Annotated in this window: 22 protein-coding genes, 1 pseudogene and 1 riboswitch; of the genes and pseudogenes, 9 read left to right on the top strand and 14 right to left on the bottom strand. The window is 61.8% G+C overall.

The window, feature by feature from the left end; translation table 11 throughout:
* The 3 genes from Q7T36_RS17100 to Q7T36_RS17090 all read left to right on the top strand — a co-directional run bounded on the left by Q7T36_RS17100 (position 1) and on the right by Q7T36_RS17090 (position 6171).
* A complete protein-coding gene (locus Q7T36_RS17100; RefSeq protein WP_304851591.1) occupies positions 1-1134 on the top strand; it encodes a hypothetical protein in 1134 nt (377 codons plus the stop codon).
* Positions 1135-1198: 64 nt separating this feature from the next.
* Positions 1199-3406 carry a membrane dipeptidase gene (locus Q7T36_RS17095; RefSeq protein ID WP_304851588.1) on the top strand — a complete coding sequence of 736 codons (2208 nt, stop codon included), beginning with the start codon at positions 1199-1201 and terminating at the stop codon, positions 3404-3406.
* Positions 3407-3504: 98 nt separating this feature from the next.
* Positions 3505-6171: a TIM-barrel domain-containing protein gene (locus Q7T36_RS17090; RefSeq protein WP_304851584.1), complete on the top strand. Its 2667-nt coding sequence runs from the start codon at positions 3505-3507 to the stop codon at positions 6169-6171.
* A 67-nt stretch (positions 6172-6238) separates the two neighbouring features.
* Here Q7T36_RS17090 and Q7T36_RS17085 read toward each other — a convergent pair whose 3' ends face one another.
* The 5 genes from Q7T36_RS17085 to Q7T36_RS17065 all read right to left on the bottom strand — a co-directional run bounded on the left by Q7T36_RS17085 (position 6239) and on the right by Q7T36_RS17065 (position 9149).
* The gene (locus Q7T36_RS17085; RefSeq protein WP_304851580.1) at positions 6239-7225 is read right to left on the bottom strand and encodes an NAD(P)/FAD-dependent oxidoreductase; all 987 of its coding nucleotides are present in this window, start codon (positions 7223-7225) and stop codon (positions 6239-6241) included.
* An 11-nt stretch (positions 7226-7236) separates the two neighbouring features.
* Entirely contained in the window at positions 7237-7473 is a 237-nt protein-coding gene (locus tag Q7T36_RS17080) for a TIGR02450 family Trp-rich protein (RefSeq protein WP_304851577.1), read from the bottom strand.
* Between the two features lie 115 nt (positions 7474-7588).
* On the bottom strand, positions 7589-8014 hold the full coding sequence (locus Q7T36_RS17075) for a hypothetical protein (protein WP_304851574.1): 426 nt from the start codon (positions 8012-8014) through the stop codon (positions 7589-7591).
* A gap of 206 nt (positions 8015-8220) precedes the next feature.
* A complete protein-coding gene (locus tag Q7T36_RS17070; protein WP_304851570.1) occupies positions 8221-8709 on the bottom strand; it encodes a cupin domain-containing protein in 489 nt (162 codons plus the stop codon).
* A gap of 20 nt (positions 8710-8729) precedes the next feature.
* The gene (locus tag Q7T36_RS17065) at positions 8730-9149 is read right to left on the bottom strand and encodes an MAPEG family protein (RefSeq protein ID WP_304851567.1); all 420 of its coding nucleotides are present in this window, start codon (positions 9147-9149) and stop codon (positions 8730-8732) included.
* A 90-nt stretch (positions 9150-9239) separates the two neighbouring features.
* Between Q7T36_RS17065 and Q7T36_RS17060 the strand changes: the two genes are divergently transcribed.
* Both Q7T36_RS17060 and Q7T36_RS17055 read left to right on the top strand, forming a co-directional pair.
* Entirely contained in the window at positions 9240-10202 is a 963-nt protein-coding gene (locus Q7T36_RS17060) for a GlxA family transcriptional regulator (RefSeq protein ID WP_304851565.1), read from the top strand.
* A 254-nt stretch (positions 10203-10456) separates the two neighbouring features.
* The gene (locus Q7T36_RS17055; RefSeq protein WP_304851561.1) at positions 10457-11881 is read left to right on the top strand and encodes a Fic family protein; all 1425 of its coding nucleotides are present in this window, start codon (positions 10457-10459) and stop codon (positions 11879-11881) included.
* 182 nt (positions 11882-12063) lie between these two features.
* Here the strand turns inward: Q7T36_RS17055 and Q7T36_RS17050 are convergent, their stop codons facing one another.
* Positions 12064-12345 carry an antibiotic biosynthesis monooxygenase gene (locus Q7T36_RS17050; protein WP_304851558.1) on the bottom strand — a complete coding sequence of 94 codons (282 nt, stop codon included), beginning with the start codon at positions 12343-12345 and terminating at the stop codon, positions 12064-12066.
* Positions 12346-12571: 226 nt separating this feature from the next.
* A complete protein-coding gene (locus tag Q7T36_RS17045) occupies positions 12572-13654 on the bottom strand; it encodes a putative urea ABC transporter substrate-binding protein (protein ID WP_304851556.1) in 1083 nt (360 codons plus the stop codon).
* A gap of 59 nt (positions 13655-13713) precedes the next feature.
* A riboswitch (guanidine-I (ykkC/yxkD leader) is annotated at positions 13714-13833 on the bottom strand.
* A gap of 153 nt (positions 13834-13986) precedes the next feature.
* Here Q7T36_RS17045 and Q7T36_RS17040 point away from each other — a divergent pair.
* Positions 13987-14484, top strand: coding sequence for an arsenate reductase ArsC (locus Q7T36_RS17040; RefSeq protein ID WP_304851553.1), 498 nt, complete (start codon positions 13987-13989; stop codon positions 14482-14484).
* Between the two features lie 13 nt (positions 14485-14497).
* Here the strand turns inward: Q7T36_RS17040 and Q7T36_RS17035 are convergent, their stop codons facing one another.
* From Q7T36_RS17035 to Q7T36_RS17025, 3 genes and pseudogenes are all read right to left on the bottom strand, one after another.
* Positions 14498-15934: a sensor domain-containing diguanylate cyclase gene (locus tag Q7T36_RS17035; RefSeq protein ID WP_304851550.1), complete on the bottom strand. Its 1437-nt coding sequence runs from the start codon at positions 15932-15934 to the stop codon at positions 14498-14500.
* 79 nt (positions 15935-16013) lie between these two features.
* Positions 16014-16769 (bottom strand): annotated as a pseudogene (locus Q7T36_RS17030) (class II glutamine amidotransferase); the annotation flags it as partial.
* Between the two features lie 20 nt (positions 16770-16789).
* Positions 16790-17071, bottom strand: coding sequence for a YkgJ family cysteine cluster protein (locus Q7T36_RS17025; RefSeq protein WP_304851547.1), 282 nt, complete (start codon positions 17069-17071; stop codon positions 16790-16792).
* Positions 17072-17234: 163 nt separating this feature from the next.
* On the opposite strand from Q7T36_RS17025, the gene Q7T36_RS17020 reads away from it, so the two are divergent.
* The gene (locus tag Q7T36_RS17020; protein WP_304851543.1) at positions 17235-19370 is read left to right on the top strand and encodes an acetyl-CoA hydrolase/transferase C-terminal domain-containing protein; all 2136 of its coding nucleotides are present in this window, start codon (positions 17235-17237) and stop codon (positions 19368-19370) included.
* 44 nt (positions 19371-19414) lie between these two features.
* On the opposite strand, the gene Q7T36_RS17015 is transcribed toward Q7T36_RS17020, so the two are convergent.
* Positions 19415-20404: a hypothetical protein gene (locus Q7T36_RS17015; RefSeq protein ID WP_304851540.1), complete on the bottom strand. Its 990-nt coding sequence runs from the start codon at positions 20402-20404 to the stop codon at positions 19415-19417.
* Positions 20405-20459: 55 nt separating this feature from the next.
* Positions 20460-20957: a thioesterase family protein gene (locus Q7T36_RS17010; protein ID WP_304851537.1), complete on the bottom strand. Its 498-nt coding sequence runs from the start codon at positions 20955-20957 to the stop codon at positions 20460-20462.
* A gap of 179 nt (positions 20958-21136) precedes the next feature.
* Between Q7T36_RS17010 and Q7T36_RS17005 the strand changes: the two genes are divergently transcribed.
* Positions 21137-21721 carry a DUF1415 domain-containing protein gene (locus tag Q7T36_RS17005; protein WP_304851534.1) on the top strand — a complete coding sequence of 195 codons (585 nt, stop codon included), beginning with the start codon at positions 21137-21139 and terminating at the stop codon, positions 21719-21721.
* A 95-nt stretch (positions 21722-21816) separates the two neighbouring features.
* Positions 21817-22710 carry a UDP-2,3-diacylglucosamine diphosphatase gene (locus Q7T36_RS17000; protein ID WP_304851531.1) on the top strand — a complete coding sequence of 298 codons (894 nt, stop codon included), beginning with the start codon at positions 21817-21819 and terminating at the stop codon, positions 22708-22710.
* Positions 22711-22744: 34 nt separating this feature from the next.
* Here Q7T36_RS17000 and elbB read toward each other — a convergent pair whose 3' ends face one another.
* Positions 22745-23401: an isoprenoid biosynthesis glyoxalase ElbB gene (elbB, locus tag Q7T36_RS16995; RefSeq protein WP_304851529.1), complete on the bottom strand. Its 657-nt coding sequence runs from the start codon at positions 23399-23401 to the stop codon at positions 22745-22747.
* A gap of 48 nt (positions 23402-23449) precedes the next feature.
* Positions 23450-24616, bottom strand: coding sequence for a hypothetical protein (locus Q7T36_RS16990; RefSeq protein ID WP_304851527.1), 1167 nt, complete (start codon positions 24614-24616; stop codon positions 23450-23452).
* Positions 24617-24651: the final 35 nt, after the last annotated feature.

Raw genomic sequence — 24651 nt, 5'->3', positions numbered from 1 at the left:
ATGAGGATATCCAAGCGAATCCGCTACCTGATCGGGGTAACCGCCGTGGCGGGTGCCTTCGTCCTGCTGGTGCGCGACCCCGTCCCGAGTTTGCCGGCGGGTTCCGATGTGCAGGCAAGCAACGATGTTCGCGCTGGATTATCCGCCCGTCAGGGTGACAATGGCGTCCCCCCGGCGACCGGGGCCACGTTGCCGGGGGATGATGCCCGCCCTGCAACCGAGGAAGCGGCGGCCATGGGTGCGCAGATGACGGATATTGCATCGGCCTATGCCGAAAATGCGCGCTACCCCGATTACGCCAAACCGCTCAACGCCAACGACTGGAGCCTGCTGCACCCGCAAGCCCTGGTTCCGCGCAAGGCGGCGCTGGCGAATGCGCCCGGTCTCTCGGCCACGGTGGTCCTCGACCGCTACATCCTCGACCGCAACCTTGACCAACCGGTGCAGGTGCAGCTGACGACCGAGCCGGGAACCGGAGGGAGTGTTTCGGTAAACCGGGTCACTGTCTGGCTGCAACAGTCCGGAAAGCGCAGTGCGGTGCTGACCCTGGCAGGTACGGGTCAGTCATTCCAGGGCGTCTTGCCCGCGTCATCATTACGTTCTGTGCCCCCCGGTGAAACGGCGGTGGTGGCGCAACTGGAGCTCAGTAATGGCGAACGCTCCAACGTGAACGCCATGGTCAGGCTTTACGAGCCCGAGGCGCGCCTGGTGCGGCTGGGCGACACCCGTGTCGATGGCGCCGACCTGGTCATTCCCGCCTCGTTCGAGGTCAGCCGCCCCGGTCATTTCCTGGTGGCTGCGAACCTGTTCGATGCCGCTGGTAACGCGCCGGTCAGCCATCTGACCGCGGAGCTGGCACTGTCGCCGGAGAACCGGTCCGGCCTGCTGAAGGTGCACGCCGTGACCTTGCGGGCCAAGCGGGCGGCCGGCCCCTATGTGTTGAAGGATTTCGATATCACCCGCATGCCGGATGCCCCGGGCGATCTCACCGGCTTCGGTTCTGCCGCCGTGGAATCCTTTGCGGTGCGGGGTTTCCCGCTCGACAGTTACAGCCATGAGCCCTATCAGGATCCGGAGGCCGCAGAAAAACTGGCCTTCCTGAAGAAGCTCGCGGCCGGAAAAGAACGGCCATGACGCCAGGAACGGCAGCACCCGCCCCGGCATACACAACAACGAAAACCCAGGGACACCACTGACCATGAACAGCCTGCACCGCCTCACGCACTTGACGGTCCCAACCGGACACAACCTCAGCCGCGCCTTTCGACAGCCTCCCCTGACCGCCATATCCGGCGCCGCCCTGCTGCTTTCCCTGCTGGCGCCGGCTCAGGCCCGGGCCATCACGGCGGCGGAAGCCGCCAGCGGCCTGGCGCAAGGCTGCTACGCCATCCAGTCGCCGGGCAGCGGCGATACCCTGTCGCGGCACCAGGGCCTGCTGACCAGCGACCTGGCATTCCGCTTCCAGAAACTCGCGCCCGCCGCAGCCGAGCATTTCTTCGTCAAACCGGCCTCCCTCAGGGAATTCATGCTGACGGACCGCAAGGGCAGTTATCTGTCCAGCCTTGTCCCCACGGTGCAATCCCCGGCTCCCGCCCCCAGCCTGGCATCCGAGTGGATGATCACTGCCAAGGAGGTTTCACCCAGTAATTTCCTCTACCAGTTCAAGAACCGCCTGACCCAGCAAGTCATCAGCTACCCGTATCTCAAGACCACCTGGGTCAAAGCCTGGTGGGGCAGCTACCCTGTGGTGACACCGGCAGTCGACACCCAGTTCCGGCTGGTGGCACAAGGCGATTGCCGCCCCTACCCGGAAATCACCTCCAACGTGCGCGGCGACCGCAACCTGCTGAAGGGTAACGTCAGCGCGCCGGTACGCGGCTATGTCGATGCCCACACGCACATCACCTCCTACGAGTTCATGGGCGGCCGGGTGATGCACGGATCACCCTTCCATCGCTGGGGCGTGCCCTATGCGCTGGACGACAGCCGCCGCACCCACGGCATCAACGGCTCGCTCGACCTGATCGGCAACATTTTTGTCTACGGCACCCCGACCCATCAGTACGACACCCGCGGCTGGCCGGATTTCCCCTGGTGGCCGAATCCCGAACAGCTGACGCACTCCGGCTATTACTACAAGTGGATGGAGCGCGCCTGGCTGTCGGGATTGCGGATAACCGTGGCGCAGGTGGTGGAAAACGAGGTGCTGTGCAACGCGCAGTCCGTCATCAACCCGGTCGGCTGGGTGGGCCACAACAGTTGCAATGAAATGGACAGTATCCGCCTGCAGGTCAAGCGGCTCCGAGAGATGCAGAGCTATATCGATGCGCAATACGGGGGTCCTGGCAAGGGCTTCTTCCGCATCGTGACCTCGCCCGCCGAAGCCCGCCTGGTGATTGCCGATGGCAAGCTCGCCGTGGTGATGGGGATCGAGGCTTCCGAAACGCTGAACTGCGGCGTGCATGACTTCTGCAGCATCGCCAGCATTGAGGCCGGCCTCAACGAACTCTACAACCTCGGCATCCGCGGCATGTTCCCGGCGCACAAGTTCGACAACCAGCTCAGCGGCGCTGTTCTGGAAGACGGCTTCATCAATGTCGGTGAAGCCCTGTCGACCGGCCATTATTACGAGGCCGAGCCTTGCAACGCCGAGACCCGGGGCAAGCCCATGACCAGCGGCATCCCGCTCGTTGGCCAAGTACCGCCCATCAGCACGTTGACGGGCCAGATCGGCGTAACCCCGACCTACTCCAAGAGCGATGACCTCTGCAACTGGCGCGGCCTGACGGACAAGGGGGTTTATCTGGTCAACCGCATGATCGACCTGAACATGATCATTGAAATCGACCACATGAGCGACAAGGCGGCCAAGCAGGTAATGGACATCGTCGAAGCGCGCCGTTACAGCGGTGTGGTCAGCTCCCACAGCTTCATGCGTCCGGCCAAGGACGGTTCGCTGCACCGGGACTTCCGGCGCATGCTGAACGCCGGCGGCTTTGCCGCGCATTACGGTCAGGGAGTCGATGGGGCCCGCGACGGCTACCAGCGCTATCTGGATGCCGTGAAGCAAACCCCGTACCTCCCCGCCGTGGGTATCGGCACCGACATGTCCGGCCTGGGCGGCCAGCCCGGCCCGCGCGGCAATGCCGCGACCGATCCGCTGCGTTATCCCTTCATGAGCGAGTTCGGGCTGGTGTTCGACCGGCAGGTGTCCGGCAACCGCACCTTTGACCTCAACCGCGACGGCATGGCGCACTACGGCATGCTGGCCGACCAGATCCAGGACATCCGCGAACGCAGCGGCCCGGCGGTCTACGAGGCCGTCATGAAGTCGGCGGAAGGCTACCTGCAGATGTGGGAACGGGCGGCGGCCAACCGCAACCTGAATCACGTCAATCCCTTGTAGTTACCCGTCCCTGACAACCCCCGGCCAACGCCGGGGTTTCGGGATCTGGATCGCGACTCATATCTGCATTTTTCAGCAAGCTGCCCGGAGGATTCATCATGGGGTTTTTTAATAGCGCGATCAAATCGATCGCCAGTGCAGTCAAGGGCGCCGCAAAGACGACCGTCTATGCGGTGTCAGGCGCTGCCGTCGTGGGCGTGCTGGTGGTGGGGGAACTGGTCACGATTCCCGTTGATGAGGCCAAAAAGACCCTGCAAACCCTGCCGCAGATTCCGGGGCGCATCCTCGCGTTTGCAAGGCTGGATAACAGCACTTCCGGGGTTGGAGGACTGATCGTCGGGCAGGCCCGCTTCCAGGTGATTACCCCCGGCCTGATCCGGGTGGAATATGCCGAGGATAGCCAGTTTGAAGATCGGCCGACGATGCTGGCCTATAACCGGAGTGTGACGCCGCCAGCCTATACGGTGAGTGATGACGGAAAAATCTTTACCCTCAAGACCGCCAAGGTCACCCTGACCTATGTCAAGAACTCGGGACCGTTCAATGACAAGAACCTGACCATCAAATTCAATGACGGTGCACGGCAAATCACCGCCAGCCCGACCTGGTTGTCCGCCAGCTACGCCCCCGACCCGACGAACTTCGGCTTGCCGGGCTATCTGAAAAATGTGTCCGCCGAGGCGAACAACGCCCCCCGGACGTCCGGAAACCTGGGCGGGTGGCACCGTTCGCTGGATTCGCAGTCGGACGCCGTGCCCTTGCATAACGGCCTGCTGTCGCGCGACGGCTACTACTTTATTGACGACACCAAGAGCGCCGTGATTGCCGGTCCTGACCGGTATGAGAGCCGGCCATTCCACACCGCCCGCTGGAGCCCGGGCTATTTCACCCAGCAACCCGTCAACCTGTCTGCTCCTCTGGCGGGCGCGTATCAGGACGGCTATCTGTTTGCCTATGGCGCCGATTACAAGGCGGCCCTGCAGGATTACCGCCTGCTGTCGGGCGCCGTTCCGTTGCTGCCACGCAAAGCCTTCGGCGTCTGGTTTGGCCGCTATTATCCGTATTCCGATCAAGACCTCCGAAACACGGTTTTCCCCGCCTTTCGCCATGAAAGGGTGCCGCTGGATGTGCTGGCGATTGATACGGATGCCAAGGCGCCGGTAGCCTGGAATGGCTGGCAGTGGAATACCGGTTTGCTGCCCAATCCCAAGGACACCGTCAGCTGGCTGCACCAGCAGGGCGTCAATGTCATTTTGAACACGCATCCCTCCATTTCGGCCCTGGACCCCAAACTGCCCGCCACCCTGAAAACCGCCGGCCCGGATCTGTTGCGCGGCGGTGGCTTTGCCTCGTTCTTCCAGTGGGGCACCGGACTGCTGGATGGCACCCGGCAAAAGATGGAAAACGTGGTAGGCATTCCCTTTGTCTTTGATTTCCAGAAGCCCTCGCACCTTCAGGCCTACATGAACCTGCATGAGGATTTCGAAAAGGACGGCGTGGACGGCTTCTGGCTGGACTGGTGCTGTGACGACTCGTCGGTGGGCGGGCAGATCAACAAGGGCGAGTTTGCCGGGGACAACTGGATCAACCAGCAGTATGCGCAACGGAATTTTGCGCGGGGCAGCCGCTGGTTGCCCTTGGCGCGCAGCGGCGGCAGCTTTCAGGACTGGCACGGCAACCGGCCGGGGCCTTGGGGTTCGCAACGCTCCACCATTCATTTTACGGGTGACACCGTCGCCACGTGGCCGATGCTGAATTTCCAGGCGCGCTTTGCGGCAGCCGAAGGCGCGGTCGGCATGTCATACGTGTCGCATGATGTCGGCGGTTTTCAGTCCGGGGTGCTGATCGATACCAACACGCCCTACGATGAAGAGCTGTATGTGCGCTGGATTCAACTGGCGGCGTTCCAGCCGATATTGCGGCTGCATTCCTCCAGCAAGTCCGGGTCGCAGCGCCTGCCTTGGGAGTTCAACGGCAAGACCCGGGCCGTCTCCGCGGATTTCCTGCGCTTGCGGGGGGCGCTGGTGCCCTATCTGTACACCGCGGCGCGTGAAGCGCACGACACCGGCTTGCCAATCACCCGCGCTATGTATCTGGACTGGCCGCAGCAGGAAGCCGCGTACCGCTATGACCGCCAGTACCTGCTGGGCAGCCAGCTGCTGGTGGCCCCGATCGGGACGGCTGCCGATAAGGCGACCGGGCTGGCCAGCAAGAAAGTGTGGTTCCCGCCGGAGAGCCAATGGGTGGATATTTTCACCGGTGAGGTCTATGCGGGCGGGACGGAAGTGACGGTCAAGGTTCCTCTGGAGCGCATGCCGGTTTTTGCCCGCGCGGGAGCGATCGTGCCGTGGGCGCCGTACATGGATTTCAGCGACCAGAAGCCGCTGGACAACCTGAAGCTGACGGTGATTGCGGGCCAGGATGGTGAATACCGGCTTTATGAAGACGATGGCGCCGGTAACGGCTACTTGCAGGGCCATTTTGCCTGGACCCGGTTCAGCCTCAATAACAGCCAGAAGCAACTCGGCATCGCCGCAGCCTCGGGCCGGTTTGACAAGCAGCTGGCGCAGCGAGCGTATCGCTTGAACGTGCTGAAGACCAGTCAGCCCGGGACGGTGACGGCTTCAGGGAATGCGCTGCCAGCCTTGGCCGGCGTTCCGGACGCAGCCACCCCCGGCTGGTATTACGAGGCAGCGACGCAGACCTTGCATATCCAGACGACCCGGCTAAATACCCAACAGGCGCAGGTGGTCGAATTCAGGTAAAGCGGTAACCTCCCTTCCCTCCCCCGCAACCGGGGAGGGTTTTTTCACCGGGCCGGGTTTCCCTGCCTCAATGGGAATGACCCGACCCGAGCACTTTCCCCGCCAACTCCCGTCCGCACACCCACGCCCCTTCCACCCGACCGCCCAGCAGCCAGTCCCCGCACAACCCCAGTCCGTACTGCGCTTCCCAGACACTGCCGGTATCCGCCGCCTCGCAATCCGCATAGCGCCAGCGATGCACCGACACCTGCTCCGGTTCCGGCCCTCCCAGCTGCCGGAAAGCCTCCACCAGCAACCGTCCCGCCGCCTCCGGCTCCTCCTCCAGATGCGCCGCGCTCCAGGCCGCCGTCGCCTGCAACACCCAACTTTCCTGCCCGGTGCGCCCCGGCTTACTGCTGTTGCGCGCCACCCAGCGCAGCGGCCCGTCATTGATGAACGCTGCCTCAAACGGCAAGTCCGGCCGGGCGGCGAACTGCGCCATCACCGTCCAGCTGGGCAGCATGTGATGTGCTGCCGCCACCTCTGCCAGCGACGAATTTACCGGCTGCAGCAACGGCCCCGCCTGTGCTGCCGGAACTCCAAGCAGCACCGCCCGGTAAACTTCCGGCAGCAGGCCGTGTTCCACCGTCTCCAGCTGCCAGCCGCCATCCACCGGCAGCAGTCGCCGCACCGTATGTCCGGTGCGCACCGGCAGCGCTTCCGCCAGCGCCTTGGTCGGAGCCGACATGCCCGGCACCCCCACATAACGCACCACCGGTTCGCCCGCCGACGCCTCATGCGGCCCGAAAACCGCCCGCTGCGGCTGCCATTCCGCCACCACCCCGGCTTCTAGCCAGCCCGCCACCTGGGACTGGAATTCCGGGCTGCGTGCGGTGAAGTACTGGGCGCCGTGATCGGCCTGCCAGCCGTCTCCGCGCCGGGTGCACAGACGGCCGCCCACGCCCCGGCTCTTGTCAAACACCGTCACTGCCACCCCGGCTTCCTGCAACACGCGGGCGCAGGACAAACCCGCCAGCCCGGCGCCGATCACCGCTATCGCCTTTGCATCGTTCATCACACAATCTCTTAATGCCAGCCTTGCCGCCAAACGGCGGTATCGGTCAGTAACTTCCACGGCAATACAAAACGGCGGTGGCTGTACACCGCCTCCAGTTCCACCTCGGTAATCGGTTGCGCCGGGTCGTCCGGCAACAGCACGCGGATCACCAGAAAATGCTTTTCCTTGCGCTGCGGCTGCACCGCCGTCCACTTGCTAAGCAGTAGCTTGCGCGGGTTGAGGCGGACAGGCGGGGAGTTTTCCATATACGGGAACGGGCCCGGGAAAACCGGGCCGATGTGCAAGAAAGGAGTTTTGAGTCTAGCCCTGCGGGGGGATTTTACAGCAGGACAAAAACGGGACAGTTGACGTCGATAGCGCTCAATTGCAGCCCTTCGGCCCCAGGCCGGTGCCAACACCCAGCGTCCAGCACTCCGGCCGGTCGGTCACATCGATCAGCCTCGGCATCCAGTCGTACTTGCCTGTCATGGGCCGGATGATATAGCGGCGGCCGGCAGCCACTTCTACTTTCAATTCCGTGGAGCGGCTTGAGGACGCCGTGCCATCCGCATAGTCGAGCAGAAAGGTGTGTTCACCAGGAAGGACGCCCAACTCATATTCCTTGGGAGTCAGGCTACTGGGGTTGATGTAGTAATCGCGACCATCAATTCTGCGAATCACGATGAACGCCACCGGCTTGATGGTGGCAACGGCCTGCGGCGTACCCTCATAGGTGTTGATAACGACGGTTTTGGCGGCACAGCCGGTCAGGGCGAGCACAAGGGTCGATAAGGCTATCAGGCGCATGATGGGGAGTCCGGCTGTTAAAGTCGTGATTGTAAGGGGGATGGCCGCCATGCGCATGAGTCTTCCGATGAAAATGATTACTGTTCCCCATTGCCATGAACCAACCACCTGCACGACCCCTCACTCACTCCGGCAACGGCCCAGCCAGCCACCGTCACGTTGGTACAGATGGCCCTGGCGCATGTCTTAGCCTGTGCTGTTCGTGACTAGTACAGCCGCCCGTCCTTGTGCCGGAACACCCACACTCCGTTCTCCTGCCGGGCATCCAGATCATCATCCGGATAAACCACTTCATCTCCCGGGGTACGGTCACCGATTTCCAGATACCAGACCGGCTCCTCCGTCGGGTTGCTCAGGCTGTGCGCCCTCCCCGTCCCGGCCTTGAAACCCGCACACATGCCAGGGGCCAGCGTCACCGGCCCGTCGTTGGCATGCAGCACCGGGCAACCTTCGAGCACATAAATGAACTCATCCTGCAAGGCATGACTGTGCCGCATGGAAGACACTCCGCCCGGCTCGATGCAGGTCAGGTTCACCCCGAAATTCGTCAGGCCGAAACGGTCGCCAAGCTTGCGCTTGGTGCGGGCGGCGACACGGCTGGCAAAAGGTTCGGGGTAGTTGGAACGCACTGTGTTGGGCGGCACATCCCGCGCTGCCAGTGCATCGGGAAACCGGGATTCATCATCTGCGGACATGGTGAAAACTCCTTGTGAACTCAGTGAAAGATCTGCGCAAATCCCAGGCTTCCCCAGAGCGCAAACAACAGGATATTGCTGGCCATCCAGACCGGAAAGCGGCGCATCACACGGTTTTCCCCTAGCTGGATGGCGCTGTGCAGCACCCGCAACAGCACATAGCCCCACGCCAGCCCTGTCATTGCCAGGGAATCCGCCCGGATTTGCGTTGCCGCCAGACAGACAGCGTAGAACAGCACCGGCATCTGCAACAGGTTGTTGAAGTTGTCCATCGCCGCCGTATCCTGCAACAGCGCGGCGACATCCTTGGCGCGGGCCAGCGCCTGCACGCGGAGGCGCTGCAAGCGGATTTCAGCCACGCGGTGGCGGACGGCAATCAGCCAGATCACGGCGGTCCACGCCACCAGTGCGGTCATCGGGGCCAGCATCGGGGTATTCATGGTCATTCTCCTTTTGTCTGCTGGTATTCCACCACGATCCGGGATAGGCTCGCAGTGTCTGATATGACAGTTAACGGGCGTTTTACGACAATGGCTGATTTCACGATCCTGGCGCTGGACGGTGCCTTTGCCAGCGGGGTGTCCGCCGCCGTGGACATTCTGACCACTGCCGCGACAGTGGCCGCACGCATGGGTGTGGCGGTGCCGACGTGGCGATTGTGCTCGGTCACAGGCGGAACGGTGAGCCTGCAGAACGGCTTCCGCATCGACACCACCTCCTTGCCGGAACCGGGTGCGGCCGACCGTTCGCTGTGGATCATCCCCGGTCTGGCGACCGATACGCCGTCGCGGGTGGACAAGCGCCTGCAACAGCCGGACGCACAGGCCGCAGTGGCGCGGATTGCGGCGCATGTAGCGGCGGGCGGCGAAGTGGCTGCGGTGTGCTCAGCGGTGTTCCTGCTGGCGGCGGCCGGGGTGCTGCCATCACGGCGGGTGACCACCACCTGGTGGCTGGCGGCGCACCTGCAACACTGCGCACCACAGGCCCGGATCGACAGCGACCGCATGGTCTGTACGGACGGCCCTGTCATTACCGGCGGGGCTGCGTTTGCGCAGGTGGACCTGATGATCCATGTGCTGCGTCAACGCGGTGGCGCGGAACTGGCGGAGCGGGTGTCGCGGGTGTTGCTGATCGACGGGAGGGAGGCGCAGGCGGACTACATCATCCCGGAGATGCTGGCGGGCGGCGATGCGCTGGCGTCGCGGCTGGTGGCGCGGGTGGAAAGCGCCCTGCCCGATTGTCCGTCGGTGGCGGCGCTGGCGTCGGAATTCGCAATGTCGGAACGGACACTGGCGCGGCATGTGCGCGCGGCAACCGGCCGCAGTCCGCTGGCGCTGATCCAGAGCGTGCGTCTGCGGCGGGCGCGCAAGCTGCTGGAGGGGTCGCGGCTAACGGTGGATCAGGTGGCGGAAGCGGTGGGCTATCAGGATGCGACGGCGTTGCGGCGGTTGATGAAGAAGGGGTATCAGGAGAGTCCGGCGGGGTTGCGGTAGGTCTGTAAACCGGGCGTTGCCCTTTGAACTCCAGATGGGGAACAGACGATGATCGAGTGATCAATGGCACCACTCCTTGCCAAAATAATCATTTCTCAATAAATTAGACAATTTATAACTGATTTTCATTAGGAGTAAGTCATTCCATGCCCACCCTGGGTTATCAGTGGTTAGCCCACACTTACGCCTGCCAGCCAATACAGCCCTTCAACGTCCGGAGCGCTATCGGTCGAACCCGCAGCAGCATTCAGACTATGGACGTAAAACATGAGATTTACACGGAAAGTTACCGGCCGGAGGCAACGCTGGCCGGACAGCTTACCTTCGCCTTCCGTTATGAAGGGATTCACCTGGAGTTTTTGAGCAGGCTGTTCGGACTCCCCGCTGTCAAACCCGAACTGGAGGCCTGGGTCCGCCGCGAGCCGACCGGCGCCTATGCGCGCCGGGCCGGTTTCCTTTACGAATGGCTGACCGCTAACCGGCTGGATGCTCCGGACCTGACGCGGAGCAATTACGTCGATGCACTCAACCCGGACGACTTTCTCACCGGCGCAACGATCAACAACCCGCGCTGGCGGGTTCGCGACAACCTTCCCGGCAACCGCGATTTCTGCCCGTTGGTTCGCCGTGACGAGGCTGTCAAGGGTGCTGAACGCTATGATCTCGACGCGGCCATCCGCAGGCTGGAAAACGATTTCGGCGCGGACCTGCTGCAACGCAGCACCGTGTGGCTCACCATCAAGGAAAGCCGCGCGAGTTTCCTGATCGAGCGGGAACAGGAACAGGAAGACCGCATCCGCCGGTTTGCGGTGGTCATGGAGACTGAATGCGGCCGCCATGACGACCCCTTCGCTGCGGCGACGCTGGAATTGTTGCAACGCGGTATCCTAGGCGAGCAGGCACTGCGATATGGCATCCGCCGCTCGCCGGTGTATGTCGGTCACAGCAGCCGTTATCAGCCGGTCGTGGACTACATTGCGCCGCACTGGGAACAGGTGAACCCCATGCTGTCGGGACTGTCCTGCCATCTGCACCGTACGCAAGGCGCATCTTCACTCATCCGCGCAGCGACCGCTGCTTTCGGTTTTGTCTACCTGCATCCGATGGCGGACGGGAACGGGCGTATTTCGCGGTTCCTGGTTAACGACATCCTGCGACGGGACGGCATGCTTCAGCCGCCATGGATTTTACCCGTGTCGGCGACAATCACACACAGCACCCGTAACCGCGCGGATTATGACCGGGTGCTGGAGGTTTTTTCGCGTCCGCTGATGCAGCGTTTTGCCGACCGCTTTCGTTTCGGGGAAATGACGACTGGTGAAGACGGGATTCCGTATAACTTTCATTTCGACGGGTATGACGAAGCCCTGCCGGCATGGCGCTATCCGGATCTGACGCGTCATGCGGTATATCTGGCGCGCGTGGTCGAAGAAACACTGGAACATGAGATGCGTGAGGAAGCGACGTTCCTGCGAGCGCATGACCGCGCGCGGACAGCGGTGAAGTGTGTGCTGGAAATGCCGGATCCGGAACTGGACAGGATTATTCGCAGTGTGCAGCAAAATGGCGGGACGGTTTCCAACAAGTTGCTGAAGCTGTATCCGGTGTTTGGGGCGCGGCCGGGGCTGGCTGAACGGGTGTCAGAGGTGATTCGTGAGGCTTTTGAGGAGGCGGGATGAACATTAATAATCATTTTTCTAAATTTTAATGAAAAGTAATCGTTTTCATTCAGCTACACGTGCTTTTCAGACCGAAACAAGCATTGGCATCGCCCTGCTGGCCGGATTCTAGGGCAGGTACAGGCCGTCAGGAAGGCCATTGGCGAGCACGGTCATGACACGGCCTGCGCGGGCGGTTGGGTTTAGAGTTCGCCATGCTCGATTTCCTCCAGATAGAGGAATTCCGGGGCTTTGACCCCCGCCTGGCGGCGGACTTCCACCAGTTCCGGGGATTCGAAGAAGCGGCGGGCGCTGTCCAGGGAGGTCCAGACGGAGAAGTGGACGATCTGGTTGGCGTCGCGGTCGAATTTCAGGAGTTGGTAGCGGATTTCTCCGGCGGCCTTGCGGATGCCGGCGGCCTGATCGAAGACGGTTTTCCAGGCGGGGTAGGATTCGACTTCGTGGATGATGAGGACGTGGGGCATGATGGGCTCCGGAAAAAAAGATATTGAATCATCCGGCAGCGGGCGGTGACAGGGTTAAAACAGACGAAGTCCGGGAGAAATCGGTCAGCTTGGCAATTAGTCGTAGGGGCGCAGTGCCTGCGCCCTCTCGACCGGACACGAAAGTAATTTGAGAGTGAACCACCGCCGTGTTCAGCGACCAGGGCGCAGGCACTGCGCCCCTACGCATCAACCAGATAAAGGCCGCTTAAAGCTTCCCCTCCACCGCCATCTTCAAAATCGACGTGTCATAACGCAGCTTCACATTCTTCGCATTCCCCAGCACCTTGCCATCCGCAAACTGGATACCGATCACATTCACATTCGGCGCCCCCTGTCCCAGCAGCCCGTGATCAAACGAGAACTTGCGCACGCTGTCGGTAATGGTGACCATCTGCGGACTGGCGGTAAACGCCAGCGTCTCCGCCGGGGTATAGAACATCTTCGTCGTCTTCAACTGCGCCTCATAACCCGGCAGGTCGGTGCCGGACAGCTTCGCCATCTCGGTGCGCGCCGCCTTGCCCTTCGCATCCTGCGCGGCCATCACTTTCAAGGTTTCAAACCATGCCCCGGTCAAGGCTTTAGCCAGCTCCGGGCTCTTCTTCAGCACATCGGTGCGGATGGCGGCAATATCCTGGATTTCACCGGGAATTTTCGAGGAATCAAACACCAGCGTGGTGCCGGGCTGCTTGCGGATATCGGCCAGCTGCGGGTTCCAGGCGGCGGCGGCGGTCACACCCGGCGTCTTCCACGCGGCGACAATATCCGCGTCCGAGGTGTTCACCACTTTCACGTCCTTTTCCTTCAGCCCGACACTGGCCAGCGCCCGCGCCAGGAAATAGTGCGACACCGAGTACTCCACCAGATTCACCTTCTGGCCCTTGATGTCCTTCAACGCCGTCTTGCCCTTCAGGATCAGGCCGTCGTTGCCGTTGGAATAGTCGCCGACAATCAGCGCCGTGGTGTCCACGCCGCCCGCCGCCGGAATGGTCAGCGCATCCATGTTGGTCATCAGGCAAGCGTCAAACTTGCCCGCCGTGAACTGGTTGATCGACTCGATGTAGTCCATTTGCTTCAGGTTGATGACAATGTTGTACTTGTCGGCCCACTTCTTCAGGATGCCACTGGACTGGGCATAGGGCCACGGCATCCAACCGGCGTAGATGCTCCAGGCCATGTTGTAGGTTTTCTTCTCGGCGGCCAGCACCTGGCCGGAAAAAGTCGTGCTGAGGGCGGTGGCGGCGACAACGCCCAGCATCAGGCGGGAAAAGGAACGGCGGTTCAAGGACATGAGAGACTCCTCATCAAGGCACGGTTAATCCGTTCACATGAACGGGCAATCACCGAAGAATCTCCCGGGCTTTTATCCCTCCGTGCACCATGACGGGGCAAAACCCCATCAGGTCGGGCGGCTCTCGGACCAGTCACAGCGGGCAAAACCCTGCTGCCGGAACCCTAGCCGCCCGGATTCGGTGATGTGGCGCAATGCCACGCTTGGATACAAGCAGAAGTCGTGCCAAGCCGGACCAATATTAATCACAGACAGGTGAGGGGAATTTCATTGAACGGTCACGGCGTTGCGATAAACTGGGAAGTTATATCAATTTGCCCGAGGCTTTTTCCATGACCGACAAGGTTTACCAGGTCCTGTTCATCTGCCGCCAGAACGCCGGACGCAGCATTTTGGCCGAAGCCCTGCTGAACCATCTCGGCCATGGCCGCTTCCGCGCCTGCAGCGCCGGTTATGAACCGCTGGGCGATATCCACCCCGATGCCCTGGCCATTCTGGGCCATGTCGGATATTCGCTGGAAGGATTGCGCAGCAAGGGGCTGGAGGAGTTTTCCGTGCCGGACGCGCCGGTCATGGATTTCGTGATCACCGTCTGTGACGCGGCGGCGGGTGAACCGTGTCCGGCATGGCCCGGGCACCCGGTCTCGGCGCACTGGCACTTCCCCGATCCTTCGCTGGAAACCGGCTCACCTGAAGCCGTGCATGAGGCCTGGCACCAGGCGCTGCAGCAGATCCGCAACCGGATCATGTTGTTCTGCGCCCTGCCGGTGGACAAGCTGGAGCATGCGGCGCGGCGCCACGCCGTCAATCAGCTCGGGCAACCGGCCTGACAGCAGGAAAACCCTACCCCCCCGCCTGCACCCGGTTGCGGCCGGAGTCCTTGGCAATGAACAAGGCCCGGTCGGCGCGGTCCACCATGGTCTGCAGGGTGTCGCCGGGCTGCAACGCCGCCATGCCCATACTCATGGTGATCCGTAACAGTCGGCCTTCGTGGGCGAATTCGTGAGTCAGCAGGCGGCAACGCATGGCATCCGCCAGCCGCTCCGCCTCAATCGCATCACATTTCAGCAGTAGCAGGAACTCTTCGCCGCCCCAGCGGCACAGCACATCCGAATCCCGCACCGAGGCCTGCAACAACGCACCCGCCTCACGCAATATCCGGTCGCCGGTCAAATGGCCGAAGCGATCATTGATGGCCTTGAAATAGTCCAGATCCGCCATCACCAGCGTTACCGGCCGCCCGTCACGGCGGCTCTCGGCCAGCATCTTGTCGCTGATAAGTTCAAAGGCCTGGCGGTTCATCAGTCCGGTCAAGTGATCCACCGTCGCCATCACCTCCAGACGCTTGCGGAAGCGGCGCACCGTCAGGTCAGTGATCAGGATGGTTAGCAACACAATAAAAATGCAGATGGCGATATTCAGGTACAGCGCCTGCTTCACCTTGGTTACGGCGTCGCCCTCGCGCCCTTCCACAAACAGGAACAGGCGGACTTCCGGCATGTAACGCACATTGAGGAAGGTCTGGCCCTGCGCCGACCGGTACTGAAGGTTTTCGACCTTGTTCTGCAAAATCGCCCCGGCCGCGTCAGCCAAACCGGGCACCTCCTGGATGCGGCGATGCGGCATGGCGTGGCCGCTCAGTCGGATCTCGCCCAGAGAGTCCACCAGATAGATGTTCTTCTGGTAGCGTTGTCCGTACTCCCCCAGCAGGCGGTGCAGGCGGTCCATGCTCAGCCCCACGCCGGTGGCCCCCAGGTATTTGCCCTGCCGGTCATGCACCTTGAAATTCATGAAGATGGCCATCGCCTGGTTGGCCATATCGTAGTCGATATTGATCTCATAGCTTTCCGGCATTTGCCGCACCCGGAAATACCACTTGTCGACCGGCACATCGGGGGATACCCGCTTGAGGATACCGTCCGGATAGTAGTAATTCCGGCTGGATTCCGAGACAAAAAAACTGGTGAAAACCTGATACTTGCCTTTGGTTTCCTGGAGATAGCGGTTAATCAACCGGTGATCTTTTTCGCCGGACGACACCCAGTCCTGCAGAAAGGTGTTGGTGGCCATCATCGAGGAAATGAAATACGGACGGATCAGGTCTTTCTGCAACTCGGCATAGATGGCGTTCGACGTCAGCGGCAACTCCTTTTCCACCAGCGCCACTTCAATGGTGCGCCGAGAGGCTTTGTAGCTGATCAGCGAAACGGCGGCAAACGACAGGCTGAGCAGGATACAGAGGATCAGGGTCAGACGGCGTCGTTGAAGCAGGGTATCCATCGGGCTGGAGTCGGTTAGGTGTCATGGGAACGGAATCATAACGCTTCTGGCGCCGGATCGCTCAGAAAATGACGGGGTGAGGCATTCCGTCCTGAAAACACAACAGCTCCCCGGGCTGCATGGCCTGCCAAGGCTCGTTGGCGGTCAGCGGTTCAGTGACAATCACCGCCACCCGGTCTTCCGGGCCGGTCAGGGCGCTGAAATCGACGCTCAGGTCTTCATCACGCAGCTGCGCCACGGCAAACGGCGCTTGCCGCACCAGCCAGTGCAGCTTGGTGGCGCAATGCGCAAACAGCCACTCGCCGTTGGATAGCATCATGTTGAACACCCCGCAACCGGCAATCTCGCGCACCACTTCCGCCAGCGCCCGGCTCAGCTCGGGCAGTGCGGGCGCGGCGGCAAAGCGTTGCCGCAAACGCTCCAGGATCAGGCAGAACGCTTGCTCGCTGTCGGTGGAGCCGACCGGCCGGTAATATTTCCCGACCGCCTCCGGCAGGTTTTTCAAATCGCCGTTGTGGGCGAAGATCCAGTATTGGCCCCAAAGCTCACGCTGGAAGGGATGGGTGTTGGCCAGGCTGGTGACACCCTGAGTCGCCTTGCGGATGTGGGCAATGACATTGGTGGACTTGATGGGGTAGTTCTGCACCAGCTCGGCAATGGGCGACTCGGCGGACGGCAGGTAGTCCAGGAACAGGCGACAACCCTTGCCCTCAAAAAAGGCAATGCCCCAACCGTCGCTGTGATGGTCGGTGCGACCGCCGCGACAGGCAAAGCCCTTGAAGGAAAAACAGATATCCGTCGGAACATTGCAGTTCATGCCCAGCAGCTGGCACATAATAATTCCTCAATACAGGCTCAGCAGGTCAAACGTTCCAGCTCCGCCAGATAGGCCATGGCCTGTTCCCGGTTTTCACCACACATACTTGCGACCGGACGCAGGCCGGTACACACCGCCGGACGTTCCGGACGGCCAAAAATCAGGCAAAATCCCTGCCCGTCCAGCTGCACACAGGGCACACCCGCCGGTTTTCCCTGCGGCATGCCGGGAATGGCCGAGCTGATGGACGGTGCAATGCAGCAGGCCGAACAGCGGGGCCGGCAGGGAATTTCAGGCTCACGGCTGGGGATAGGCTTCAACGGACAAAAAACCTGACAAAGTTAAGGGTATTAGCGTATCAGGAATCTTTGTCGCCGACGCGCTTTGGCTTATGCTCACAGCCCAAAGCGAGAGTATTCGCTCTACCCGAATATTGCCAGAATACCAATAAACCCGCATCAAAACTGTTCCCGGGAGCGTTCCATGAGCCACATCCGTTACTCCGCCATTGACCAGGCCGTCAGCAGAATCATCGATGAAATCGACGGCGACATTACGCTGGGCATTCCGCTGGGCATCGGCAAGCCCAATCCCTTCGTCAATGCGCTTTACCGCCGTATCAAGGCCGACGGCAAGCGCCGCCTCAACATCTACACCGCACTGTCGCTGAACAAGCCGCAGGCGCACAGTGATCTGGAAGGCCGCTTCCTGAACCCGTTCGTGGAGCGCGTATTCGCCGACTACCCCGACCTGGACTACCTCAGTGACCTGCGCGACGGCACGCTGCCGCCGAACATCACCGTCAACGAATTCTTCCTCAAGTCCGGCGACTGGCTGGGCAATCCGGTGGCGCAGCAGAACTATATCAACAGCAACTACACTCATATTGCCCGCGACATGGCGCACAACGGCGTCAATGTGGTGGCGCAGGCCGTGGCCGCGCGCGAGGACGAAGCCGGGCTGCGCATCAGCCTGGCCTGCAACACCGATGTACCGACCGACCTGTTCGAACTGCTGAAGCCGCGCCGCGAGGCCGGGGAAAAAATCTTCGCCGTGGGCATGATCAACCACAACCTGCCGTACATGGTCAACGATGCCGAAGTCTCGCCAGACCTGTTCGACATCATCATTGACGACCCGGCCGGCACCCACACGCTGTTCTCCACCCCCAACATGAAGGTGACCCAGGCCGACTACGCCATCGGCCTGCACACCAGCACCCTGGTGCAGGACGGCGGCACGCTGCAAATCGGCATCGGCTCGCTGGGCGACGCCATCGCCCACTCGCTGATCATGCGCCAGCATGACAACGCCAACTACACGACGCTGATCCGCCGCCTCAACCAGGGCAATCCGATGAAGCCCGACCAGGAAACCACCCCCTTCACCAAGGGCCTGTACGGTTGCAGCGAAATGTTCGTCAACGGCTTCCTGAAGCTGATGCAGGCAGGCATTGTCCGCAAGCCGGTTTATGGCCATGCCGGGCTGCAAAAACTGCTGAACCAGGGGCTGCTCACCGACAAGGTGACACCGCACACACTGCGCATCCTGCGCGAGCACGGCCTCATCGGCAGCCCGCTGGACGGCGATGACGTCAGCTTCCTGATCCGCCACGGCATCTTCCACGAGGACTGCTCGTTCGAGGACGGCCAGCTGCACGCCGGGGAAGCCGTGGTCGGCAACGACCTCGACGACAGCGATGTGCTGCAGGGCATCATTGCCCATTGCCTGGGCCAGCAACTGGCGGGCGGCATCATTATGCACGGCGGCTTCTTCCTGGGCCCGCGTGACTTCTATGACACCCTGCGCGGCATGAGCGAAGCCGAGCGCGAACGCATCTGCATGACCTCCATCACCTTCATCAACCACCTCTATGAAGACCGCTATGGCACCGAGGCCCTGAAGCGCGCACAACGTGTCAAGGCGCGCTTCATCAACACCTGCATGATGACCACGCTGTCCGGGGCGCATGTCTCCGACGGGCTGGAAAACGGCAAGGTGGTGAGCGGTGTCGGCGGCCAGTACAACTTTGTGGCGCAGGCGCACGAGCTGCCGGATGCGCGCTCCATCCTGATGATGCGCAGCCACCGCATGGTGGACGGCGAAGTGAAATCGAACATTGTCACCCATTACGGCCACATCACCATTCCCCGCCACCTGCGCGACATGCTGGTGACGGAATACGGCGTGGCCGACCTGCGCGCCAAGAACGACAGCGACATCATCAAGGCGCTGCTCAACGTCACCGACTCGCGCTGCCAGGAAGAACTGCGGGAATGGGCGGTGGCGCAGGGCAAGCTGTCGGCGGATTACATGATTCCCCGGGTCCACTGCGACAACACCCCGGAGTCACTGGCGGCGCGGCTGGAGCCCTTCCAGCAGAGCCTGCCCGCCTTCCCCTTCGGCACAGACTTCACCAAGGACGAGCTGGCCATCGTCAAGGCGCTGATGGCGCTGAAGGCCAGCACCGAGAACCCGCTCAGCCTGATGAAGGCGGTGATCAATTCGGTGTTCAAGGACCACGAAGTGCCGCACAGTTATCTGGAACGCATGGGGCTGGAAGAGGCGCACGGCCTGAAGGAGCGGGTGATGCGGCGGTTGTTCATGGGGAATTTCTGATTCCCGGCGGCAGGAAGGGGGACGCAGCGGCGTCCCCCTGTTTCTCAGATCTTTTCGAATACAAAGCCGTCCGCCAGCATCAGGACGTCATCAGGGGTGCAAAAATCCCTGTCCACACCGGCTCTGAACGTTTGCCGCATGTTGAGAAAGTTATTCTGGTAGGAGTCGCGCACCAGCGATAACGCCGTTTCCGCGTCATTGCGGGTGCACTTCAGCAATTCATCGGTGTTGTACTGGTATTCGGTGTAATCCAGGCGCACATCCCCGGCCTGGGCTCCCGGCCATGCGGCGGGATTTCCGGCAAAGTTGTAGCGGCTGCGGCGTGTCAGGCGGTCGGACCCGTCCCGCGTGTAGGCATAATAACTGCCGGTCCGCACCAAGTCGCGTTCGGCGCCGCTGAGTGAGCCATAATAGTAATGGGCCAGGGTTACCCCGGCAAAAGCCGGAATACCCGGCGCCGTCACCGCCACCGAGGCATCACCGGACGTACCCGGCTGCTTCCAGTCCACGCTGAGCAACAGCGTATCATCCGCATTCTGCCAGACGTTATCCGCACCGGCAGCGCTGTAGACTTTCATCGCCAGCGCGCCCTGCTTGTTGTAATTGATGGCGCAACTGCGGGCCAGCTCATCGAGGCCGATACCGGTCATGGCGGCCGTATGGCTGCTGTACAGCCCGCCCAGACCGTCACGGATCTCCGTTTCCAGGTCCAGCGGCTGGGTCACGGCCTTGCCGCTGTAGGCGCAGGTGACGTAATAGGCAATCACGTCGTCGGCAGTGCCCCAGAGGGTGTCCGCTCCACTGCCGGAGTAAAGGATGGTGCGGTCGGGATTACTGCTTTCCTGATAAAGAAACGCCTGCCGGGAAATTTTTTGCAGATCGGCCGATCCGGCCTTCGGGGCAAAACGGTTGATTTCCTTCAGCCGGTAGAATTCCGTTGTGGCGCTCTCACCGCTGCCGCCGCAACCGGCCAGACCCGTAGCCAGCGCGGCCGCCAACGCCCATCCTGTAACCCTGATAACGGTTCCTCTCACGTGCATGCTCCGGTCGCTTGAATTGGGATGCCACATTATGCGCGACCGCAGGGCATCAGTACATATAGGTCGCCGTACCCACGGCAATCAGTTCCTTGTCCTCGTTTTCAAGCTCCATGCGCGTCACGCAGACTTTCTTGCCCACCCGCAGCACCGTGGACGAAACCGTGAAAAGCTTGCCGCGACCCGGCTTCAGGTAATCCACGCGCATATCCAGCGTCGCCAGCTTCAGAATGCGCATGGTGCGCTCCTCCTTGGGCATGCCCTTCATGGCGGCATAGACTGCCGACATGGCCATGGCGCCGCCAATGGTGTCCAGCGCCGTGGCGATGACGCCGCCGTGCAGGATCTGGTGCGTCATGTTGCCGATCAGCTGCGGTTTCATCGTAAATTCCGCCGCCACCCGCTCCAGGCTGATATCCGTGATCTGCAAACCGATCACCTGGTTGAAGGGAATCATGTTGAAACCCATCTGCATGCGTTCTTTCAGCACGCGCGCCTTGGCTTCGGCCTCGGCGTCGCTGTCATGGGAGGTATGGGGGTGTTCGCTCATGGGGGCATCCGGGATTCGGGCTGAGAAAAGTGATCAGGCGTCAGTTGTAACCTATCGAACGCTTGCTTGCCAATGGCTGGATTGTCGGACATATCACGATCCTGCGGTCAAGTCCGCCATTGGCCCGTCGGGAATGCTAGAATTCAACCAGACTCTCCGCCTCCGGATGCCCGTGCACCATGACCACCCTCCCCGACCCCGTGATTGATGAAACCCGCGCCTGGGTGCGCCGCGCCGTCATCGGCCTCAACCTGTGCCCTTTTGCGCGCGCTGTGGAGGCGAAGGACCGGATGCGTTATGTGGTCAGCGACAGCCCGGAGCCGGCGCGGGTGCTGGAGCAGATGATGGCGGAACTGCTATTGCTGGCCGACACGCCGGTAGAGGAAACCGAGACCACGCTGCTGATCCTGACGGAGGGATTTGCAGATTTTCTCGACTTCAATGATTTTCTGGGCTTGGCCGAGTTGCTGTTGCGGCGGGCCGGGCTGGAGGGGGAGTTCCAGATTGCCAGCTTCCATCCGGATTACCAGTTTGCCGGAACCCCGTTCGAGGATGTGACCAACGCCACCAACCGTTCGCCGTATCCGACGCTGCATTTGCTGCGGGAAAGCAGTATTGATAAGGCGGTGGCGTCGATGGAGAACCCGGACCGTATTTATGAGGAGAACATGGAGACGTTGAAGCGGCTGGGGCCGGAGGGATGGGCCGCGCTGCGGGAACAGTGCCGGAGGGATGCGGAAACCGGAGACATGCCGGGGGTGTGAGGCGCCCTGCATGATGAAGATCCGGAACCGACTGTCACGGAAGCTTCACGCCGGCGCAGCCGCATGGTCATATGGAGTCTCTAATTTTCAGACTCATGCACTACGACAACGCCCCCCTTCGCGCATGGCGCGACCAGACCGCACAGCCTCAGGACATGTCCGAAGAAGACATCATGCGGCCATCGCAGCACTACCGTACCCTGTGGATATCCGACCTGCATCTGGGTACACCGGGTTGCCAGGCGGATGCGCTGCTCGACTTCCTGAAACATACTGAATGCGAAACGCTGTACCTGGTCGGCGATATCGTTGACGGCTGGCAGCTGCGCCGGCAATGGTACTGGCCGCAAACGCACAACGATGTGGTGCAGAAGCTGCTGCGCAAGGCCCGCAAAGGCACGCGGGTCATATTCATCCCCGGCAACCATGATGAATTTGCCCGCAAATACCTGCACAACACCTTCGGCGGCATTGAGGTGGTCGACGAATGGATCCACCATACCGCAGACGGCCGCAAACTCTGGATCACCCACGGCGATTTGTTCGACGGTGTCGTTCAGTGCGCGAAGTGGCTCGCCTATCTCGGTGACTCGCTGTATGAATTGACGTTAAAGCTCAACCGGCGGCTCAATTCACAACGCGCGCGGATGGGGTTGCCCTACTGGTCGCTGTCGAAGTACCTGAAGCTTAAAGTCAAGCGCGCGGTCAGCTATGTCAGCGACTTTGAAAACGCCGTCGCACGCGAGGCCCGCAAACGCGGTGTACAGGGTGTGGTGTGCGGGCACATCCATCACGCCGAATTGCGCGACATCGACGGCATCCTCTACGCCAACGACGGCGATTGGGTGGAGAGCCTGACAGCGCTGGCCGAACAGGCCGACGGATCGTTGCTGATCCTGAACTGGGCGGAACAGATGGCCGAACGCGTCGCAAGCACCACCCCTGTAGGTCGGGCTTCAGCCCGACAACACTCTCCGATCGAAGGATGATTGTCGGGCTTAAGCCCGACCTACAACTGCAACGTCAAGCCATTCCCAATACCGCACCCACCAGCTTCTGAATCCCCGCCCGCGCCTCCCGAATCCGCGCCGGATACATATAGGCCGGTGTCGTCACGATCTTGCGATCACGATCCACCACGCAGTCATCCACCGCGCACTCCACATGCTTGCCGCCCATGGCATTGATTGCCGCCGCCGTCCCGGCATCATTGCCGATGGTGTACTGCGTGCCCGCCCCGCCCACCTTCGGCGCCATGGCCGGGGCAATGCAGATGAAGCCCACCGGCTTGCCCGCCGCATGCATGCCCTTGGCGAAGGCCAGCACATCCGGCTGAACGCTCATGTCGCTGCCCTTCACCGCAAAGTCGCACAGGTTCTTGGCCGCGCCGAAACCGCCGGGGATGATCAGTGCATCAAAATCCGCCACCTGCGCCGCTGTCACCGGCTTGATGTTGCCCCGCGCCAGCCGCGCCGCCTCCACCAATACGTTGCGGCTTTCCGCCATTTCCTCACCGGTCAGGTGGTTGACCACATGCATCTGCGGCATGTCGGGCGCAAAGCACTGGACCTCTGCATCGGCTTCATCCAGCGCCAGCAGGGTCAGGGTGGCTTCGTAGATTTCAGCTCCGTCCTTGAAACCGCAGCCGGACAGGATCACTGCAACTTTTTTCGGGTTCATGGTCATTTCCTTCGTCAGATAAACCCGCCCCGGCGGGGCAGGCAGGCTTCAGGCAATATGCTCGAAATTGACGCGCAAGCCCATCAGCAAGCGCATCAGTTCCGCCTGGGAATGGCAGTCCGTCTTTTCATAAATGCTTTTCAGGTAGCTGCGCAAGGTGCTCAGCGTTATGCCCGCCTCCTCCGCCACCGCTTCCAGCACCGGCGTGTTCACGAAACGCTGGCACAATTCGGTCTCGCGCGCGGTCAGACCGTAGGACGCCTCCAGCAGGCGGGCGGACAACTGGTGCCCGGCGTCGGGATTGCTGAGGAAGATTACGGCGGTGATCTGGTCGAGCGCCAGGTCGCGGTATTCGCCGCAGGCCGACAGCGGCGCGATGGTCAACATCAGCGGCGAGGCGCTGAGCGGGGACGTCAGCCCGATCACGCCGCCTGGAACGCCCCGGCCCTCGCGCTGCCCGGTTTGCAGCGCGCCCTTGATCAGGGTCTGCAACTGCTGGTTCTCGGCGAAATCGGCGGCGCGCAGCCCCTCCTGGCGGGTGACACTGATGGCGGGATGCTCGCGCAGCAGGCGCGCCGAGGCGTCGTTGCCATAGGCGACCGCCCCCGCCACATTCAGCAGCAGCACGCCGGTGGTCATCCGGTCGAGGATGCGGTACAGCGAGGCGTTGTTCGACTCGACCAGGCGCAACTGGCGATGGATCTGCAGCGCCCGGCGCATGTGCGGCGTCATCCGGCCCAGCATCGCCACATTGTCCGGGGTGAAGGGACGGTCCAGGCCGTTGCTGAGGCCGAAACCGGCAAAACGGAATTCGGCCAGTTCCAGCGCAACGATCAGCTGGCGGTAGGTGCCGTGACGGTTCAGGTAATCGGTGACATAGCGTCCGCCCGACGCGGCATAGCCGTCCGGGCCGCCGAAGAATTCATCGGACGACGACGGCACGCCGACGCCGATCTGCTGCATCCAGCGCCCGGTGTGCTCGAACTCCAGCACATCGAAACCGCCTTCGCGGTATTCCCGCCCGGCCTCCTCGGTATGGCCGCTGAAAAACAGCAGGTTGGCCGCCGGATTCAGCAGATCGGTGGACAGGAAGGCATTCTTTTCCGCACCGCACAGGTCGCTGATGCCTTGCAGCACCTCTGCCCAGCGCTCCGGCGCAAGCGTGGCTTCGTAAATATCCCCGATCAGTTGGTATTCCAGTGCTTGCCTGTTCATCCTCCCTTTCCCCTTGGTATACCCGGCCGCCCTTG

The sequence above is a fragment of the Fluviicoccus sp. genome (assembly GCF_030646115.1).
Classification (GTDB): Bacteria; Pseudomonadota; Gammaproteobacteria; order Pseudomonadales; family Moraxellaceae; genus Fluviicoccus.
This window is presented reverse-complemented; position numbering and strand designations above follow the sequence as displayed.